The sequence below is a fragment of the Mycobacterium basiliense genome, assembly GCF_900292015.1.
In the GTDB taxonomy this organism is placed as follows: Bacteria; Actinomycetota; Actinomycetes; order Mycobacteriales; family Mycobacteriaceae; genus Mycobacterium; species Mycobacterium basiliense.
In genome coordinates, this window is the sequence record NZ_LR130759.1 from 4,781,171 (window position 1) to 4,798,501 (window position 17,331).

The 17,331-nt window shown below is 63.8% G+C and carries 15 protein-coding genes; 4 read left to right on the top strand and 11 right to left on the bottom strand.

What is annotated here, in order from left to right; genetic code table 11:
• Positions 1–95: 95 nt before the first annotated feature.
• Complete coding sequence (gene lpqS / locus MB901379_RS20215; protein ID WP_269462770.1) at positions 96–503, bottom strand: putative copper homeostasis (lipo)protein LpqS; 408 nt, start codon at positions 501–503, stop codon at positions 96–98.
• A gap of 121 nt (positions 504–624) precedes the next feature.
• On the opposite strand from lpqS, the gene MB901379_RS20220 reads away from it, so the two are divergent.
• The gene (locus MB901379_RS20220) at positions 625–2,280 is read left to right on the top strand and encodes a multicopper oxidase family protein (protein ID WP_158018230.1); all 1,656 of its coding nucleotides are present in this window, start codon (positions 625–627) and stop codon (positions 2,278–2,280) included.
• Between the two features lie 30 nt (positions 2,281–2,310).
• Here MB901379_RS20220 and MB901379_RS20225 read toward each other — a convergent pair whose 3' ends face one another.
• From MB901379_RS20225 to MB901379_RS20260, 8 genes are read right to left on the bottom strand one after another with little or no spacing between them, the layout of a single operon-like run.
• A complete protein-coding gene (locus MB901379_RS20225; RefSeq protein WP_158018231.1) occupies positions 2,311–3,129 on the bottom strand; it encodes an alpha/beta fold hydrolase in 819 nt (272 codons plus the stop codon).
• A gap of 11 nt (positions 3,130–3,140) precedes the next feature.
• Positions 3,141–4,130 carry a cyclase family protein gene (locus MB901379_RS20230; protein WP_158018232.1) on the bottom strand — a complete coding sequence of 330 codons (990 nt, stop codon included), beginning with the start codon at positions 4,128–4,130 and terminating at the stop codon, positions 3,141–3,143.
• Entirely contained in the window at positions 4,123–4,944 is an 822-nt protein-coding gene (locus MB901379_RS20235) for a coniferyl-alcohol dehydrogenase (RefSeq protein WP_158018233.1), read from the bottom strand. The genes MB901379_RS20230 and MB901379_RS20235 overlap by 8 nt, the downstream gene beginning before the upstream one ends.
• A gap of 38 nt (positions 4,945–4,982) precedes the next feature.
• Complete coding sequence (locus MB901379_RS20240; RefSeq protein WP_158018234.1) at positions 4,983–6,284, bottom strand: LLM class flavin-dependent oxidoreductase; 1,302 nt, start codon at positions 6,282–6,284, stop codon at positions 4,983–4,985.
• Positions 6,285–6,286: 2 nt separating this feature from the next.
• The gene (locus tag MB901379_RS20245; protein WP_158018235.1) at positions 6,287–8,059 is read right to left on the bottom strand and encodes an FAD-binding protein; all 1,773 of its coding nucleotides are present in this window, start codon (positions 8,057–8,059) and stop codon (positions 6,287–6,289) included.
• Positions 8,056–8,976: a 3-carboxyethylcatechol 2,3-dioxygenase gene (locus MB901379_RS20250; protein ID WP_232021916.1), complete on the bottom strand. Its 921-nt coding sequence runs from the start codon at positions 8,974–8,976 to the stop codon at positions 8,056–8,058. The genes MB901379_RS20245 and MB901379_RS20250 overlap by 4 nt, the downstream gene beginning before the upstream one ends.
• A complete protein-coding gene (locus tag MB901379_RS20255; protein WP_158018237.1) occupies positions 8,924–10,627 on the bottom strand; it encodes a bifunctional 3-(3-hydroxy-phenyl)propionate/3-hydroxycinnamic acid hydroxylase in 1,704 nt (567 codons plus the stop codon). Before MB901379_RS20255 ends, MB901379_RS20250 begins: the two co-directional genes overlap by 53 nt.
• The gene (locus tag MB901379_RS20260; RefSeq protein WP_158018238.1) at positions 10,627–11,499 is read right to left on the bottom strand and encodes an alpha/beta fold hydrolase; all 873 of its coding nucleotides are present in this window, start codon (positions 11,497–11,499) and stop codon (positions 10,627–10,629) included. The genes MB901379_RS20255 and MB901379_RS20260 overlap by 1 nt, the downstream gene beginning before the upstream one ends.
• 125 nt (positions 11,500–11,624) lie before the next feature.
• On the opposite strand from MB901379_RS20260, the gene MB901379_RS20265 reads away from it, so the two are divergent.
• Entirely contained in the window at positions 11,625–12,302 is a 678-nt protein-coding gene (locus tag MB901379_RS20265) for an IclR family transcriptional regulator (protein WP_158018239.1), read from the top strand.
• A gap of 13 nt (positions 12,303–12,315) precedes the next feature.
• Positions 12,316–13,941, top strand: coding sequence for an FAD-dependent oxidoreductase (locus MB901379_RS20270; RefSeq protein ID WP_158018240.1), 1,626 nt, complete (start codon positions 12,316–12,318; stop codon positions 13,939–13,941).
• Positions 13,942–13,948: 7 nt separating this feature from the next.
• Here the strand turns inward: MB901379_RS20270 and MB901379_RS20275 are convergent, their stop codons facing one another.
• On the bottom strand, positions 13,949–15,169 hold the full coding sequence (locus MB901379_RS20275) for a sensor histidine kinase (protein WP_197717834.1): 1,221 nt from the start codon (positions 15,167–15,169) through the stop codon (positions 13,949–13,951).
• Positions 15,170–15,377: 208 nt separating this feature from the next.
• Between MB901379_RS20275 and MB901379_RS20280 the strand changes: the two genes are divergently transcribed.
• Positions 15,378–16,022 carry a response regulator gene (locus tag MB901379_RS20280; RefSeq protein WP_158018242.1) on the top strand — a complete coding sequence of 215 codons (645 nt, stop codon included), beginning with the start codon at positions 15,378–15,380 and terminating at the stop codon, positions 16,020–16,022.
• Between the two features lie 37 nt (positions 16,023–16,059).
• On the opposite strand, the gene MB901379_RS20285 is transcribed toward MB901379_RS20280, so the two are convergent.
• The gene (locus tag MB901379_RS20285; RefSeq protein WP_158018243.1) at positions 16,060–17,280 is read right to left on the bottom strand and encodes a sensor histidine kinase; all 1,221 of its coding nucleotides are present in this window, start codon (positions 17,278–17,280) and stop codon (positions 16,060–16,062) included.
• Positions 17,281–17,331 lie beyond the last annotated feature (51 nt).

Consider the following 17,331-nt stretch of genomic DNA (forward strand, 5'->3'; position numbering starts at 1 on the left):
CGCTTCTCATCGGGCCGCAGGTCCGCGGCAAAATGTGATGTCGGTCAGCGGTCACCGGCCATGGGGCATAGCCACCGCGGCCTGACGCCTGCCGATCAGCGACGTGCTAGACAGAACCGGGTCAGTAGTTCTTGACCGGTGGGAACATGTACGGGTGCGGTTGGTGGCCCCCGCCCGGCCGCCACCACGACATGGGCGAACAGCCCCACAGCGGGCGCGACCGTCACCACCGCCACCGATGCGAACGATGGGATCGCCGACCGTGGCAATATCGCGGTTGCGAACTGCTCCGGGCACGGCGGCGAGGAGTGGTCGAATAGGTGGGCGTGGTCGACGCTAACCACGAACTCACCCCCAAGCGATGTCACCAACGGGTGGTCCGGATGCGCCACTTGGCGGCTGACCTGCGGAAGCCAGCATTGAGCCGCCAGCACGACGGCGGTCAACGCCAACGCCAACGCGACGAACGCGAATCGCGTCCACACCACGCGGCGGTCTGTCATGCCTGCACCATATACCCCATGCGGGTATGGTGTAAAGGCGAGGTCCTGGGTTGCGCGATGTTCGATGTCCTAGCAGGCTGAATCAGGCGGGGCGGAATTGACTTGGACGAAGGAGCGGCAAATGGCGGTGCTGCCAGGCGGTCACCCCTTCGGGGCAATGCGGCTTAGCAGACGCGGCCTTTTTAGCGCCGGCATCGCCGGCGGGCTGGCGCTGGCCGGTTGCGGCCACCCGACCACCCAGCCACAGGGCGACGCGGCCATGGCCGATGCAATCGCCGCGGCCGAGCGGGCGCGGCCCCACACCGGGCGAACCGTCACCGCCACCTTGACACCCCAGCCGGTAGACATCGACCTCGGCGGACCACTCGTGCGTACCTTGGCCTACGGCAACACGATCCCGGGGCCGATCATCCGCGCCAACATCGGCGATGAACTGGTCATCGCGGTGAGCAACCAGCTTGACCGTGCGACGTCGGTGCATTGGCACGGCATCACGTTGCGCAACGACATGGACGGTGTCGAGCCCGCGACCCCGAACATCGCCGCCGGCGAGGACTTCACCTATCGGTTCTCGGTACCTGATGCCGGCACCTACTGGGCTCATCCCCACGTCGACCTTGAGGACGACCACGGCCTATACCTGCCATTCATCGTCGACGACCCGACCGAAGCGGGCCGCTACGACGCCGAATGGATCGTTGTCCTTGACGACTGGACCGACGGCGTGGGCAAGAGTCCACAAGAGCTCTACGACGCCCTGGTTGACCCGAACAAGTCGCCGGTGCAACAGCTGCCGCAGCCTAGTACTACGGCTTCTTCGCCGAGCCGCACCCCGACAACGACGAAAACCACGCCGACTACTACTACCCCAACAACGACCGACAAGAGCACTCCCACCACCGGGACCACGTCGACATCCCCGACGACGGGGACGACGCCCGCCCCGGGCGGTGGCGTGGGTGCCAGCGCCCTGCTCGGCGGAGACGCCGGCGACATCGCCTACCCCTACTATCTGATCAACGGCCGAATTCCAGATGCCCCCACGTCCTTCAAGGCCAAGCCAGGCCAGCGAATTCGGATCAGGATCATCAATGCCGGCTCCGACACGACCTTCCGCGTCGCGTTGGCCGGACATACGATGACGGTTACTCACACCGATGGTTATCCGGTGATTCCCACCCAGGTCGATGCGCTTTTGATCGGCATGGCCGAACGGTACGACGTCATCGTGACCGCGGGCAGCGGCGTGTTTCCGTTGGTGGCATCCGCCGAAGGCAAAGACGCGCTGGCGCGCGCGATCCTGTCCACCGGTGCTGGCAGCACACCCGATCCGCAGTTTCGTCCCGCCGAACTGAACAAGCGAGTGGGAATCGTTGAGATGTTCACCGCCACAACAGCTGTCAATCTGGGTAGACCCGAATTTGGTCTCAGCCTGCCAATCACCCTCGGTGGCACGATGGCGAAATACGACTGGACAATCAACGGAGAGCCGTATCGCAAGACTGATCCGCTTCATGTCCGGATGGGTGAACGACCGACCCTGATGTTCGACAACACCACAATGATGTATCACCCAATCCATCTGCACGGTCACACCTTCCAGATAATCAAGGCCGACGGCACGCCCGGCGCCCGCAAGGACACCGTCATCGTGCTCCCCAAGCAACAACTCCGGGCGATCCTGGTCGCCGACAACCCCGGCTGGTGGGCTTTGCACTGCCACAACAGTTACCACCGCGAAGCCGGGATGATGACGCTACTGAACTACGTTTTCTGACATTCCTGCGAGCAGCGCCGACCGGTGAACTCAGCGGCCGAAGAAGTCCAGCAGCAGCTCGTTGACGGTAGTCGACTGTTCGATTTGCGGGCAATGGCCCGCCTCATCGACCACCACGAATTGCCCGCCCCGGATCTGCTCGGCGATCCGCATCGCCCAGCCGGCGGGAAGTAGCTTGTCCTCACCACCTTCGACCACAAGGGTCGGTACCGTGATCCGTTCATACGGACGCGTGCTGGACGGGGTCGATCCGGGCGCGCCACCGGGACGGCGAAAACGCGCTGCGGCCACTGCTTCCCAGGCTCCAGGAGCGATGCTCAACTCGTAGCGGCGCCGCACATAGTCCACGTCTGCCGGATAGCGGCCGTCGTGGAACAGCGCCTCGACGATGCGCCGCATCGCCGGCAGCGTGGCATCGTATCGCTGGAGCGCGTCGAAGTGGTGATTCTGCTGAATCTCTCCACCGCCGCAGATGATCGCCATGGTCCGGACCGGGAGCAGTGGGGCAGTCGACGTCGCGTCGGTGAGCAGCATGATGGCACCCATCGAATTGCCGGCGAAGTGTGCGCCGTCGACGCCAAGTAGGGCACAAAACCTGGCGAGGTGCCGTATCCGCAGCCCACGACCATCGACGAAATCGACAACTTTCGCCGACTCACCAAATCCCAGAATGTCCGGCGCGAGCACCCAATGTCGTGCGGCCAGCACGGAAATATTGTGCTCCCAACCTATCTCGGCACTAGCACCGAACTCACCACCGTGCAGCAATACCACCGGGTCACCTTCGCCGGCTTCCAGATAGCTGGTGGTGAGGCCGTCGACCGCGATGGTTCGTCGATGGATCTCCATCGCTGTCTGCGCTACTTGATTGCGATGGGATTGACCGGAGAGCCCACTGCGCCAGTAAATCTCAGCGGCGGGGCGACAAGTTGGAATTCGTAGACACCGTCGGCGGCGCAGTCGGCGGCCAGCGCGGTGAGGTCCCAGTACTCACCGAGCATCAGGCCCATATCGCGCAGGCACAGCAGGTGGAACGGCAAGAACAGCCCTTCCACTCCGGATACCGGGTCTTCGACCTGGAGGTTGTCAGCCGCGACAGCGGCAATCTCGTGATCATGCAGCCACTGGGCGCACCGCCAGCCCAGGCCGGAGTATGACTCTGTCTTGTTACCCGTCATGAGAAACCGTGCCCACCAGCCGGTCCGAATGAGGACGATATCCCCAGGCTCGATGGAGACACGCTGCGAGCGCACCACGTCATCGAGTTCCTCCGGGGTGATCGGATTTCCGTGTTCGAGGAAAACCTCAGCGCCGCGATGACGCACCAGATCCAGCAGCACGCCTCTCGAGGTAATCCCCTTGATGTCAACCTTGTCGATGCCACAGTGAAAGGCGCCCAGGCTGGTGACCGAGCCCGCCGGAAAACCGTTGTAGAGCTGGTCGTCGTAGTACACGTGGGATAGCGCATCCCACTGGGTGGCCGCCTGCAGCGGCATGATGATCATGTCGTCGTTGAAGCGGAACGGGTTGTCGACCAGGTACTCGCCCATCTGCTTAGCGGTCGGGTTTTGGTTCCACTCGGGTCCGTACCGGGCCAACGTCTCGGCGTCCCCGCCGTCGACGGTCATGAGATGTATGGGATTGTGCCGGAATCCGAACGCACCCTGCGGTCCCGAAGACCCGAAATCAACACCGAGTGCGAACACCTTGCCGTGCCGGACGAGACTTGCCGCCCGCCGCACCTTCTCGGCGGTAATGAAGTTCAGGGTGCCGAGCTCGTCGCCGTCACCCCATCGTCCCCAATTACTGAGATCGCGTGCAACTCGCCGGAATTCGGCCATGTCAGCCATTGGCTGGTCCTTCCTCGAGTTCACCAGCGATCGTCACACCCACATTTCCGCCGTCTACCCACAGTACCTGCCCCGAAATATAGCTGGCCGCTGCGCTATTCAAGAACAACAGCACTGCCGCCTGTTCGCCAGGATCGCAGACCCGACCGAGCGGCTTCGCAATGCCGTCCAGGTATTGCGGGCCGTAGGAGGTTCTGAGCTGGTCGAGGATCGGCGTCTCGGTTACCCCGGGCCCGGTGCAGTTGATCCGAATGCCCCGGGCGCCGAGGCCGGCCGTACAACGCATGGTGTAGAGAATGACGGCTTCCTTGGACAGTCGATAGCCCGTCCCCAGCACCTGCGGGTGGCATCGACACCAGTCGATGCCCTCATGCATCGTCGCAGTCCGCAGTAGCGGCGCGACCTCTTGCTGATGTTCCCGGTAACTGGCAGCGGCCAGCGACGACACGCTGACAATCGACGATCCTGGCAGCATCATCGGGATGAGCGCTTCGGTGAGATGTCGCAATCCCAGAAAGTTGATCGTGACCACCCGCAGCGGATCTCCAATTCCGGAAGAAACACCGGCGACGTTGAACAACGCATCAACGGGACCGCCGATTGCCGCGGCGGCTCGCTCAATCGATGCCCGATCGGCGAGGTCGATGTGCCGAAAGTCGGAAATTCGAGCCGCGGGTGGCCGCTGGTCCAGTCCGACCACGCGCGCCCCGAGCGCGGACAGCTGCGCCATAACCTGCGCACCTATCCCCGAGGCGCATCCGGTCACCACCGCACGGCGGCCGTCATAGCGCCACAGGTCGTCGATTCGGCCCAACTGTCTTTCCCAGTCCTAGTTCAGCAGTGCTTTCGTAGTCACCGATGCTGGTCCTTGGCCCGCTGCGCCGCCTGTACCCGGCCCTCATTGATCTCGGCCATAGCCTCGGGAATCTCGCTGGCGGTGAACTGACCGCCACGTCCGGTGGGCAGGCCACCGAACGAGTAGCCTTCGTCGAAATCGGGTGCGGTCGATCGCATCCGGCGCGCTTCGATCTTGTCGATGACGGGTGCCAACCTGGTGGCCTTGTCCGCCAACGCCCTTTCGTCGCGCTCAATAAACTCCGGCAGCACCTCCTTGCCCATGATTTCGATGGACTCCATGGTGCCCTCGTGACTACGGGGGTTGAGCAGCAGAATGATTTCGTCGACCCCGCTGTCCTCATAGCCACGCAGGAACTCGCGCACGGTTGCCGGAGAACCGATCGCGCCGCGTCCGGGCCCGTATGCCAGTGTCGGGTCCTTCGCGATCTCATCGAGATAGCGCTCCCAGACACCGGTTCTCCCGGGGGTGTGCACGCCGGTCATGTAGTAGTGCATTATCCCGAACGAGAAGAACCCGCCGCCCTGGGCCAGTCGCTGCAGCGCGGCTTCGTCGGTGCGCGCGACCATCATCGACAAGTCGCCGCCGATGGCCAGAATGTTCGGGTTGATCTGCGGCGTCACCGGGGTGCCGTTCTCTTCCAGTTCCTTGTAATACCCGTTGACCCGCGCGGTGAGCGGACCGGGACCGGTGTAGGCGAAACTGAGGGCACCGATGCATTTTTGAGCCGCCATCTGCACGGTGGCCGGGCGAGTGCAGGCGACCCACACCGGCGGATGAGGCCTCTGCATGGGCTTGGGAATGACATTGCGGGCCGGCATTTGGATGTGCTGGCCATGGAATCCGGCGAAGGGCTCCTCGATCATGCAGCGAACCGCCACTTCGAGCGCCTCCTCCCATTGCGCCCGCTTATCGGCCGGGTCGATGTTGAACCCGCCGAGTTCACCGACCGACGAGGATTCCCCCGTGCCGAACTCCACTCGCCCGTTGGACAACAGATCGAGGGTGGCAATCCGTTCGGCGACCCGGGCGGGGTGGTTGACTGCGGGTGGGAGATGCATGATGCCGAACCCGAGCCGGATGTTCTTGGTGCGCTGGCTGGCCGCCGCCAAGAAGATTTCCGGCGCGGTGGAATGACAATATTCCTCCAAAAAATGGTGCTCGGTGAGCCAGACGGTGGCGAACCCGGCCTTGTCCGCGGCTTCAACCTCATCGAGACAATCCTGCAGCAGGATGCGCTCGTCGTCGGGCGCCCAGGGCCGCGGTAGAGCGAATTCGTAAAACAACGAGATTTTCATCGTTACCTCCCATGAGTATTTCTGGTCCGGGTCGGCCGGAATGTGCCCTGTTGTGCAGCAGCGTGTTTCGCCGCGACGAAGCCGAAAGTCATCGCCGGCCCGATGGTTGCACCGGCGCCGGCATAGCTACGGCCCATCACCGGAGCCGAAGTGTTGCCCACCGCGTACAGGCCGCCCACCACGGTGTGGTCGGGCCGCAATACCCGTGCGTATTCATCGGTGCGTAGACCCCCTGAAGTGCCCAAGTCGCCCAGCACAATGCGAAAGGCATAGAAGGGCGGGCCGCCGAGCGGAGAAAGATTTGGATTGGGCAGGGTCGGATCGCCGTAGTAGTTGTCGTAGACGCTGTCGCCTCGGTTGAAATCATCGTCGTGCCCCTTGCGGGCGAGTTCGTTGAAACGGGTGGCGGTAGCCCGCAGTTGGGCTGTTGGAACGCCGATCTTGGTGGCGAGCTCATCCCAGTTCGATGCGGCCATGACGACACCCGATTCCAACCACGCCGGGGGCGGTTTGCGGCCGGTGGGAACCGGCGCCCAAGGAATCTTCGGTATCGGCAAATGCCCGCCGACGACATAGCGATTGAACGAGCGATGATCGGTGATCAGCCAGCATGGGATGTGTGTGACACCGGACTTCTGGCCCTCGATCATCGCGTGACCGAAATCCATGTAGGGCGCCGCCTCGTTGATGAACCGCTTGCCGGCACCGTTGACGATGAACTGCGCCGGCATCATGCGTTCGTTGAGCATGAATTGCATTCGACCGTCCGGCCATTGGATGGCCGGGAACCACCAGGCCTCGTCCAACAGCTCGGTTGCGGCACCGACTTTTTCGCCGGCTCGGATGCCGTCGCCCATGGCCGCCGGGTTTCCGAAACTCCAATCCTGGTCGACGACGGGCTGATGTTCTTTGCGTCGGACCAGATCGTGATCGAAACCCCCGCTTGCCAGGATCACCCCGCGGCGTGCGCCGATCCGCTGCAGGGCGACACCTCTTTGTACCAGCGCACCGACTACCGATCCGCTTGCGCCGGTGAGCAGTTCGGTCATTGGCGAGCCCAGCCAGAGCGGAATCTCGCGCTCCCGCATTGCCAGCCGCAGCCGAGCTGCCAGCGACTGCCCGATTGCCGCCATTCGCTCGCCAAGAACCCTCGCCCTGATCATCCGCGAAGTCAGCTTCAGGAGGACGCCTTTGCCACTCCACGACTGTCTGATCAGATAAAACGAGCGTAGTTCCTTGGGACCCAGCCATATCCCTTTGGGAGCCAAGGCCAGTGGCTTGAGCAGATTTTGCTCGTCAGGACCGAGTGCACGCAGGTCGATGGCTGGCACGTTGATGGTACTGCCGAGTTCGGACCCTCCGGGCAATTCCGGGTAGTAGTCGGCATAGCCAGGCTTCCACACGAACTGCAGCCACGGCGACAGCGCTTCCAAAAACTCCAGCATTTGGGGGGCGGAGTGGACATACTGACGAATCCGGGCCTCATCGACCAGCCCGCCGGTGATCTGCCGCAAGTACTCAACCACCCCCTCCGAAGGAGGGCTATAGCCCTCCCGGCGCTGCGCAGGAGCCCCCGGCACCCAGATGCCGCCCCCCGATAGCGCGGTGGAACCACCAAAGTAGCGCGACTTTTCCACGACCAAGGTTTGCAAGCCGGCGGCATCAGCGCTCAACGCGGCCGTCATGCCACCGCCACCGGACCCAACCACCAGCACGTCCACAACCTGATCGAACTCGCCGGGCTCCACCGAGATGCCCAATGGCTCGGCAGTCATGTGACGGGAACCGCCGTTCTGATGGCGAACCCGGCGATGAGATCGGCGGCCTGCCGGTAGTAGCGCACGTCGGTCCGGTAGGGACCCACCGTTGCCAGCGCCGCGAACGCCGCGATCCACGTGCGGATTTCATGTGCGGAGCTGCCACCTTCGTGAGTGACGAACGAGTTCGACCAACGATCGAGATCGGGCAGGTGGCCGCCGTCAATTACCTCCAGCAGGCGGTGATCCCAGGCCGCGTTCAGCGGTTGCAGCTCGGCACGTCCGGCCGCGAAGCTCTTGGCCGCGTCTATCACCGCCGTCTGTCGAGCCTGACGTTCCTCGGCGGTCAACGGCTGACCGTGCACGATCCGCGCCCGGATGGCCGGGTTCGCACCGGCCAACGTTGGTACCGGCGGGCTGTGCGAGAGCCCACCGGATCCGATCACCAGCACTCTCTTATCCAGAGCGGCAAGAAAGCCGCCCACCGCGGTGCCCAACGCCCGGCACCGGCTCAGCGGTCCGAGCGGGGCGGCGATCGCGTTGATGAAGATCGGTATTACCGGGTGTGCGGTCGCGCTCCCGAAGAGCTTTTCCAGCGGCTGCACAGTTCCGTGGTCGACGTCCATGCTCTCCGAGACCGCAATGTCGACGCCCGCGCCAAGCACGGCTTTGGCGCACTCCTCCGCCGTGCCGTGCGGCACATCAAGCGGACCGCTGTAGGTCCCATAATCTCCGACTCCGTTGGCACGCATCCCGATACAAAACGGAGGCATCACCTTGTAGAAGAACCCGTTGTAGTGATCCGGCGTGAAGATCACGACGAGTTCGGGATCGTAATCCCGGACGAATCTTCTTGCTTCGGCGATCGCGGCATTGACATCGTCAAGCAGGTCCCGTGGCGGCCCCGGTAGATTCAGCAGCGGGCTGTGGGACATACAGCACAGAGCCAGTGGCACTTTGGAAATCACCGCCTCTCGGAGTCAGCGTGAGCGCGTCGACCAGCGATGTGGTCATTTCTGCAGCGAGTTGAGCGATACACGCGCCCGCAATACACCGATCGGGGCGCAGGAATAGCACCGATTCGGTGTGCCCGTCGAACCACGCCTTGAGTTCACCGCTGCGATCCCCAACGATCACCACGTCAGGGTCGTCCTGGCCGGTCCAGTGCAGCTGCACCTGCGGTCGGATCGCGATAAATCGGGCGCCCAAAGTCTTCCAGGTAGCAAACGCCTCGGCACCGAGAATCTCGCGCGGGTTGTTGTTCCAGCACAGCACGGCGAACCAGGCACCCAACACGTCGTCCAATAGGACGTTCTGCTGGGCGCGGACATCGACCCGCGGTTGGATGAACAGCGTGCCAACCGGGGAACCGCGCTCGCCGGGTCGGGTATGTACCACGGCGCCGCGCTGGTAACGCGGCATCGGCTTGAACCGCATCTCGAGCACATAACGCTTGAGGGAAGGCACCACCGATGCGGCGCGTACGACCAGATCCCGCGCGGTCGCGAGCCTGCGATCGGTCGGCGAGATCACCCGTCCCACCATGGTGGACAGGTCGATCATCGCTCGAGCGTGTTTGCGCCGTTCCATGTCGTAGGTATCCAGCAAGGCAGCACCCGCCTGCCCCGCGACCACCGCCGCCAGCTTCCAGCCCAAATTGGCGGCATCCCGGATACCGCTGTTGTATCCCTGTCCTTGCCACACCGGCATGAGATGGGCAGCGTCCCCGGCCAGTAGCAGGCGGCCGCTGCGGAAGGAGCCAGCGATTCGCGAGTGGTGGGTGTAGACGCGGCGCCGGATCACATCGACCCGGTCCGGGTGCGGCACCACTCGTGCCAGCATTCGGTTCAAGAACGCCGGATCCTCGGCCTGTTCATCGGACTCGTCGGCATGGATCATGAACTCGAACCGGCGGATCCCGTGGGCGATGGATATCGATGCGTACGGACGTGCCGGATCGGCACCGACTTCGCTGTTGGGATGCCCGAGCGGATCATTGGCGATGTCGACGACCAGCCAGCGGGTGGGCGAGGTGGTGCCGTCAAAGGACACGCCCATCATCCGGCGGGTGATGCTGCGGCCTCCATCACAACCGACGACGTAGCTGGTACGCACAGTCGACCTGCCGCCGTCACCGCCACAGTCGACGACTACCGCGTCCTCGGTTTGCGCGCATGAGGTCACCGTACGGTGCCACCACACTTCGACATGCTCGAATCTGCCTAAGCCACACAGCAGTTCGGCATCGACCAGCGGCTGAACGAAGCCGTTGCGCTTGGGCCAACCGAAACATGCATCAGGCGGCGCTATTTCGGCGAGCATGCGGCGCTTGGCGTCGAAGAACCGGAGAATCTGATTGGGCACGGTGTGCGGTAGAACTCGATCCACCAAGCCGATCGCCTGAAAGGTACGCAGCGCCTCGTCGTCCAGCCCGACACCGCGCGGATAATCGATCAACGTCGCCCGCTCCTCAACAACGAGCGTTCGGACACCTTGCAGACCAAGGATATTCGCGAGAGTCAGGCCAACCGGACCAGCACCAACCACCAGCACATCGAACTGCGTGTGTCGCCCAGATCCAGCCATCAGCGCCCCAAAAGGAAGTCGAGGTGTAGGCGGTTGAAGGTCTTGGCGTCCTCGTATTGCGGCCAGTGGCCACAACCCGACATCAGCTCGAAACGGGCTCCTGGAATCATCGCGGCAATCCGGCGCCCCTCCGGCACGCCGGCCGTCGGGTCGTGACTGGTCCACAGTACCAGCGTGGGCGCGGTTATGGCTCCGTATTCGTGCGGCCCCAGCAGGTTTCGGGCCCGAATCTGTGGATCCTGCAACGCCATAATGTCGCGCATCGCCGCCACAAAGCCCGGTTGGCGATAGATGCGTTGCCGACAGGCGACCAGATCGTCGTAGTTCTTCGACTCGTCAGCCATAAGCCACTTGATACGCGCCTGCACGGTGTCCCAGGTCGGGTCCTGGGCGGCTGCCATGGACAACGCGATGATCCGCCGCATCACTTTCGGGTCGGCCTGTGAACCGCCCGCTGTGTTCAGCACGAGCCGTTCGACCACCTCGGGATGATCGACCGCGGCCCGCGCGGCCACCCAGCCGCCCAGCGACTCACCGCTGATGGATACGCGCCGGGCGCCAATCGTTTCCAGCACAGCCATCAGATGCTCGACGTAGTGCGGGATCTCGAGTGGATGCCCGGGCTTATCCGTGTAACCGTGGCCCAGCATGTCGATCGACCAGGTCCAGAAGTATTCGGCGTGCGCGGCTAGATTGCGAACGTAGGCCTCGGCGTGACCACCGGAGCCGTGCAACAGCATCAGCACCGGTTTGTCCGGATCGCCGGCCCGCAGGTAGCGAGTTCGGATTCCGGCCTCGCCTGCGGTCTTGAGGTAGCCCTGCTCGAACGCGACGCCCTGCAGATCGCTCCACACGCTTTCGAACTCCGCCACGGTTCCTCGCTGGCCTCGCATTCGGAAATCAGATTCTCGGTTTCGCGCTATCTTATGTGCTAATATCGCACATTGATGTGCGATATATATAGAGCTTCGCTCTCGGATGTTGGTCTGTCAAGGCTGTGACGGGTTCCGGGACCGGATCGCAAACCCTGGCCAGGGGTCTGACCGCCCTGCAGTTGGTAGCGGCGTCGACCACGGGTTTGACCCTGCAAGAGGTTGCCGATCAGGTCGGTGTCCACCGCACCATCGCCTACCGCCTGCTATCGACATTGACCCAGTTCCGACTGGTCTCCAAGGGCGAGGACGGGCGCTACCGACCCGCAGCCCGCCTAGCCGTGCTCGGCGCATCCTTCGACCACAACGTGCGCCAGTTGAGTTTGCCCACGCTACGTGCGTTGGCCAACGACTTGGGCACAACCGTCTCCTTGCTGATGGCCGAGGGAGACGAGCAGGTGGCAATCGCGGTGATCGTGCCAACCCAGGTCGCCTACCAGCTCGCTTTCCATGAGGGCAGTAGATATCCCTTGGACCGCGGCGCCGCTGGAATCGCGTTGCTGGCGAGCATGCCGCCGAGGCCAGGCGAACGAGACTTGGTCGCCGTGACCCGGGAGCGCGGCTGGGTGACGACCTTCGGAGAGATCGAACCCAACACGTATGGGTTTGCGGTGCCCGTCCGGCGTTCGGCGCCGTTCCCACCCACCTGCATCAACCTCATCTCGCACCGGGAAGACGTCGTGATGCGCAGCCAGAGCGCTGTCATCCGGGCCGCCGAGCAGCTCGCCGCGCTGCTGAGCTGAAGGGACACCGAGCATGTGTTGGCATCAAGAATTCGACGTCGTCGTGCTCGGCAGCGGCGCCGCCGGGCTCACCAGCGCTCTGACGGCTGCTGTCGCCGGCGCTTCGGTGGCGGTGTTCGAAAAGGCGCCCACGATCGGTGGCACAACGGCCGTCTCGGGCGGGATCGCCTGGGTTCCCGCCCACCAGCGGTGCCCCGACCGAGAGCTAACGGTGGCCGATGCGTTGCGATACCTGCGCGCACAGTCTTTCGGTTCGATGGATGACGCGCTGGTGGAAACGTTCGTGCGCACCGGCCCGACCATGCTCGACTTCGTCGAGAAGCACAGCGGCCTGCGTTTCGAGATCGCCGCCGGCTTTCCCGATTACCAGCCCGAGCTGCCCGGGGGACAGCCGGCCGGCGGTCGCTCGCTCAGCGCGGTTCCGTTCGACCTTGGCCAGGTGGGCGACTGGGCCCACCGGATCACCCGCTTTCCCGAAGATTGGTCCAACGTCGGATTCGACGCCGAGACCAGGGCACGGCTGCATTCCGACATCGACACCGCAGATCCCCGGTCGGGCAACCTGTGCGTGGCCGGCGCCGCACTGATCGCTGGGCTGTTGCGGGGTCTACTCGATACCGAGGTAGCGATCCATACGAACGCACCGGCCCAGGACCTGATCGTCGAGGGCGGCGAAGTCACCGGGGTGCGAATCGGCCCGCCCCCGGAAAGCTTCAACGTGCGCGCCCGGCGCGGGGTGATCCTGGGAACCGGTGGATTCGAATGGGATCCGGTTCTGGTGCAAGCGTTCCTGCGCGGCCCGATGCATGGGGCGGTCTCGCCTCCAAACAACACCGGCGATGGACTGCGCATGGCGATGGCTCACGGCGCCGAGCTGGCCAACATGGCCGAGGCGTGGTGGGTGCCGATCGTACGGATCCCAAACGACACCATCGATGGCAAGCAACGCAGTCGCAGCGTGCGGCTGGAGCGCACCCGGCCGCGCAGCATCATCGTCAACCAAGCCGGGCGGCGATTTGTCAACGAGGCATGCGACTACAACTCGATGGCCGGCGCCTTCCATTACCTTGACCCCAGGGGCGGGTACATCAACGATCGCGGGTGGATCGTCGTCGACTCAATGCACCTTCAGCGCTACGGTTTCCTGGGCATCGAACCCGGCCAGCCGGTGCCGGACTGGTATTGCGAATCGCGGGATCTGGCCGAACTGTCCATCAAAACCGGAATCGATGCCGGTGGGTTGGCCCGCACGATCGAGCAATGGAACCACAATGTCGCGACCGGTGCCGATCCGGATTTCGGACGAGGTTCCAGCGCTTACGACGGTTATTGGGGTGACGACCGGGCCACCACCCTTGCCGGAAAAACGCTCGGCCCCATCGACACCCCGCCCTACTACGCGGTGCCCGTTGTCATCGGTGCGATGGGCACCAAGGGCGGACCACGCACCGACCGGGATGCACGTGTTCTGCATGTCAGTGGCGATCCCATCGCGGGGTTGTTCGCCGCGGGCAATGCGATGGCGGGTGCGACCGGCCGCGCATATGGCGGCGCAGGCGGAACTATTGGCCCGGCAATGGTTTTCGGCTATCGCGCGGGCTACGCCGCGGCCACCGGCAAGTCAGTCGACCTGCAGTAGCGATCGTCTACTGTTTGAGCGGAACTTCGACGCAAACGTCGGTGCCGGTCGGCGTATCCAAGAAGACGAACGATCCGCCGGCAGCGTCGACCCGGGCACGATGTGATGCCAGTCCGATGTGTCCCTGGCCGAGCCGACGCGCGATCTTCTCGCCACTGATCCCGACGCCGTCGTCGGCCACACCCAACACGCAAACCCCGTCGGCGATGCCAAGTCTGACTGACGCATGTTGGGCCTGCGAATGCTGCACCACGTTGGACAACAACTCGCGGGCCACACCGAACACGACGGGGTCGATGTCATTGCGGACCGGGTAGTCGATGTCGGTACTGATCTTGATTCCCGAACGCTGCGAATGGAACGCGGCTAGCTGTTCCACCGCCGCGCCCAACCCGACCTGCTCGAGGACTGCCGGATGCAGTTCGAAGGTGGCCTGGCGCAGCAGTTCGGATGCGCTCTGCAAGCCCGCCAGCGCGGTGGTTACCCGGTGATCATCGGGCGCCACGCTCTTCAGCTCGATGAGTTCCTGGCGCGCGGCCAGCACGTCTTGCAGGGGACCATCGTGAATGGATTCCGAAATGCGTCGCTGAAGCACTTCCGAGGCCGTCATTGTCTGAGCGAGCAACTCCTCGCGCAATGCGCTCAGACTTGCCACCGAGCGGGCATGCCGTTCCTCGATTCGGACCACCACCAAGGCGGTGCCGCACAAAAACGCATAGAGCACGAATCGAAAGACCGCCTCGGGCCACCCGTTTTCGCGGACTATCGACGGGTCTTGAGCCAGCGCGAGCGCGAAGCCCAGCAGTGAGAACGTCAAAACCACCGCGGCTCGTCGCGACGACACGTCGAGGGCAACCAGCACCGGTAACAACGTCATGATCAGTAGCGAATAGATCGAATCGGTGGACACGAGCTGAAAACCGGTCAACGCCAACACGTCGACGGCGGTAAAGCCAACGGGCTCGAATTTGCCGATATTGGCGAATCGGCGCAACGCAACATGGCGCCGCGACGGCGCATACGCCAATCCCAGGGCCCACAATGCAGCAAACGTGTACACGCCGATCAGGACGGCTTGCGGTCCCCATTCCGAGCGGGGCGTGCCGACCAGCATGGCCGTGACCATGAACGCCACCACTCCGATCCGCAGCACCGAGCCGATTCGGTAGGAGCGCAGCTGGTGCATCCGGCGCACCCGCGCCAGTTCTGCGTCTCTGGTCACGACCACAGGACCACCGTACTCATACGTACGCACGGGCGGACCGCCAGATTTCCGGGCTCGCATGTCTGTATCCGAACGGTCGGTCGGCACAACCGCGACGGCAGCGCTGGCCGCGGACCAGCCGTCGCTGCGACATGCGCTCAACGTTGTCTGGCAAATGCGAATAGATCCTAGTGAACCACCAGCTAAACTCAGCCCATGGTCGGCGCGGGATATGACTAAGCCCGAGAAAGTGCGTGTGGTGGTCGGCGATGATCACCCGTTGTTTCGCGAGGGTGTCGTGCGCGCCCTTGCGTTGAGCGGTTCGGTGAACGTTGTCGGCGAAGCTGACGACGGTGCAACGGCGCTGGAGCTGATCAAAACTCACCAGCCCGACGTGGCGTTGCTCGACTACCGGATGCCGGGCATGGATGGGGCACAGGTGGCGGCGGCGGTGCGAAGCAACGATCTGCCGACCCGGGTGCTGCTCATTTCGGCCCACGACGAGTCAGCGATCGTGTACCAGGCACTGCAGCAGGGAGCGGCCGGATTCTTGTTGAAGGATTCGACGCGCACCGAGATCGTGGCGGCGGTGCTCGACTGCGCCAAGGGTCGCGATGTGGTGGCACCCTCTCTGGTGGGGGGCCTTGCCGGTGAAATTCGCCAGCGCGCTGCCCCGATGGCTCCAGTGTTGAGCGCTCGTGAACGCGAGGTGCTCAATCGCATTGCCCGCGGGCAAAGCATCCCCGCGATCGCGGGCGAACTGTATGTGGCGCCATCGACGGTCAAGACCCACGTGCAACGGCTCTACGAAAAGCTTGGCGTCAGTGACCGCGCAGCCGCGGTTGCCGAAGCCATGCGGCAGGGGCTGCTCGACTAACCGTGCGCTCGGATGCTCGGACTGCACCACGGTTCGCTCACGACTTCAGCGGTAGTTGGACGCAAACATGGGTGCCGGCAGGAGCATTCAGGAAGACGAACGTGCCGCCCGCGGCATCGACGCGCGCTCGATGCGAGGCCAGGCCGATGTGTCCCTCACCCAGGCGTCGCGCCATGGTTTCACCATTGATGCCCGCACCGTCATCGGCCACGTTCAACACGCACATGTGGTCGACGATCCCGAGGGTGACCGACACGCGTTTGGCCCGCGAATGTTGCACCACGTTGGACAACAACTCCCGGGCCACCCCGAACACGATCGGGTCGACCTCACTGCGGATTGGGTAGTCGATGTTGGTGGTGACCTTGATGCCCGATCGGCGCGCCGTGAACGCTGCCAATTGTTCCACCGCCGCACCCAACCCAACCTGCTCGAGGACGGCCGGGTGCAGCTCGAAGGTGGCCTGCCGCAGTCGCTCTGATGCGCTCTGCAGACCGGCCAGGGCACGGTTGACTCGCTCATCGTCCGGCCACACGGCCTGCAACTCGATGAGTTCCTGACGCGCCACCAGCACATCTTGTAATGGCCCGTCGTGAATGGACTCCGAAATTCGGCGCTGCAGCACCTCCGAGGCGGTCATCGTCTGGGCTAGTAGTGCCTCGCGCAGCGCGCTCAAACCGGCGACCGAGCGAACATGTCGTTCCTCGGTGCGAACCACCAAAAATGCTGTGGCGCACAAAAACGCATACAGCGAGAAGAGAAACACGGTATCCGGCAACCCCGCGTCACCGAGCAGCACATTGTCGTGCACCCCGGCGAGAGCAAAACCAACCAGTGTCAGCGTCAACAACAACACCGCCCGCCGCGACGAAATGTCGACGCCCACCAAGACCGGCAGCAAGGTCATCATTACCAGCGGATAGATGCCCTCTTCGGACAGTAGCTGAAAGCCGGTCAGCGCCACGATGTCGACGCCGGTGAAGGCGAGCGGTTCCCACTTGCTCACGCCGGCGCGTCGGCGCACACCGATCCGCTGCCGCTCCGGCGAAAACGCCAGCACCAGGGCGAAAACCGCCGCGACGGCATACAGCGTGACCAGCAAAATCTGCCGGGACCATTCCTTCTGTGGGGTGTCGACGATCATCGCCGCGACCACGAAAGCCACGACGCCGATGCGGAGCACCGCAACGATCCGGTACGAGCGCAACTGATGTAGCTTGCGCACCCGCTCCAGTTCCACGTCGCTGGTCACCGCCACCGGAACACCGTACTCCGATGGCGAGCTGTCGAGCCTGGAGTCGATGGACCC

Bases quoted from the DNA above. Each gene is read 5' to 3' on its own strand.
- lpqS (WP_269462770.1), bottom strand. From the start codon at position 503: ATGACAGACCGCCGCGTGGTGTGGACGCGATTCGCGTTCGTCGCGTTG.
- MB901379_RS20220 (WP_158018230.1), top strand. From the start codon at position 625: ATGGCGGTGCTGCCAGGCGGTCACCCCTTCGGGGCAATGCGGCTTAGC.
- MB901379_RS20225 (WP_158018231.1), bottom strand. From the start codon at position 3,129: ATGGAGATCCATCGACGAACCATCGCGGTCGACGGCCTCACCACCAGC.
- MB901379_RS20230 (WP_158018232.1), bottom strand. From the start codon at position 4,130: ATGGCTGACATGGCCGAATTCCGGCGAGTTGCACGCGATCTCAGTAAT.
- MB901379_RS20240 (WP_158018234.1), bottom strand. From the start codon at position 6,284: ATGAAAATCTCGTTGTTTTACGAATTCGCTCTACCGCGGCCCTGGGCG.
- MB901379_RS20245 (WP_158018235.1), bottom strand. From the start codon at position 8,059: ATGACTGCCGAGCCATTGGGCATCTCGGTGGAGCCCGGCGAGTTCGAT.
- MB901379_RS20250 (WP_232021916.1), bottom strand. From the start codon at position 8,976: ATGTCCCACAGCCCGCTGCTGAATCTACCGGGGCCGCCACGGGACCTG.
- MB901379_RS20255 (WP_158018237.1), bottom strand. From the start codon at position 10,627: ATGGCTGGATCTGGGCGACACACGCAGTTCGATGTGCTGGTGGTTGGT.
- MB901379_RS20270 (WP_158018240.1), top strand. From the start codon at position 12,316: ATGTGTTGGCATCAAGAATTCGACGTCGTCGTGCTCGGCAGCGGCGCC.
- MB901379_RS20280 (WP_158018242.1), top strand. From the start codon at position 15,378: ATGACTAAGCCCGAGAAAGTGCGTGTGGTGGTCGGCGATGATCACCCG.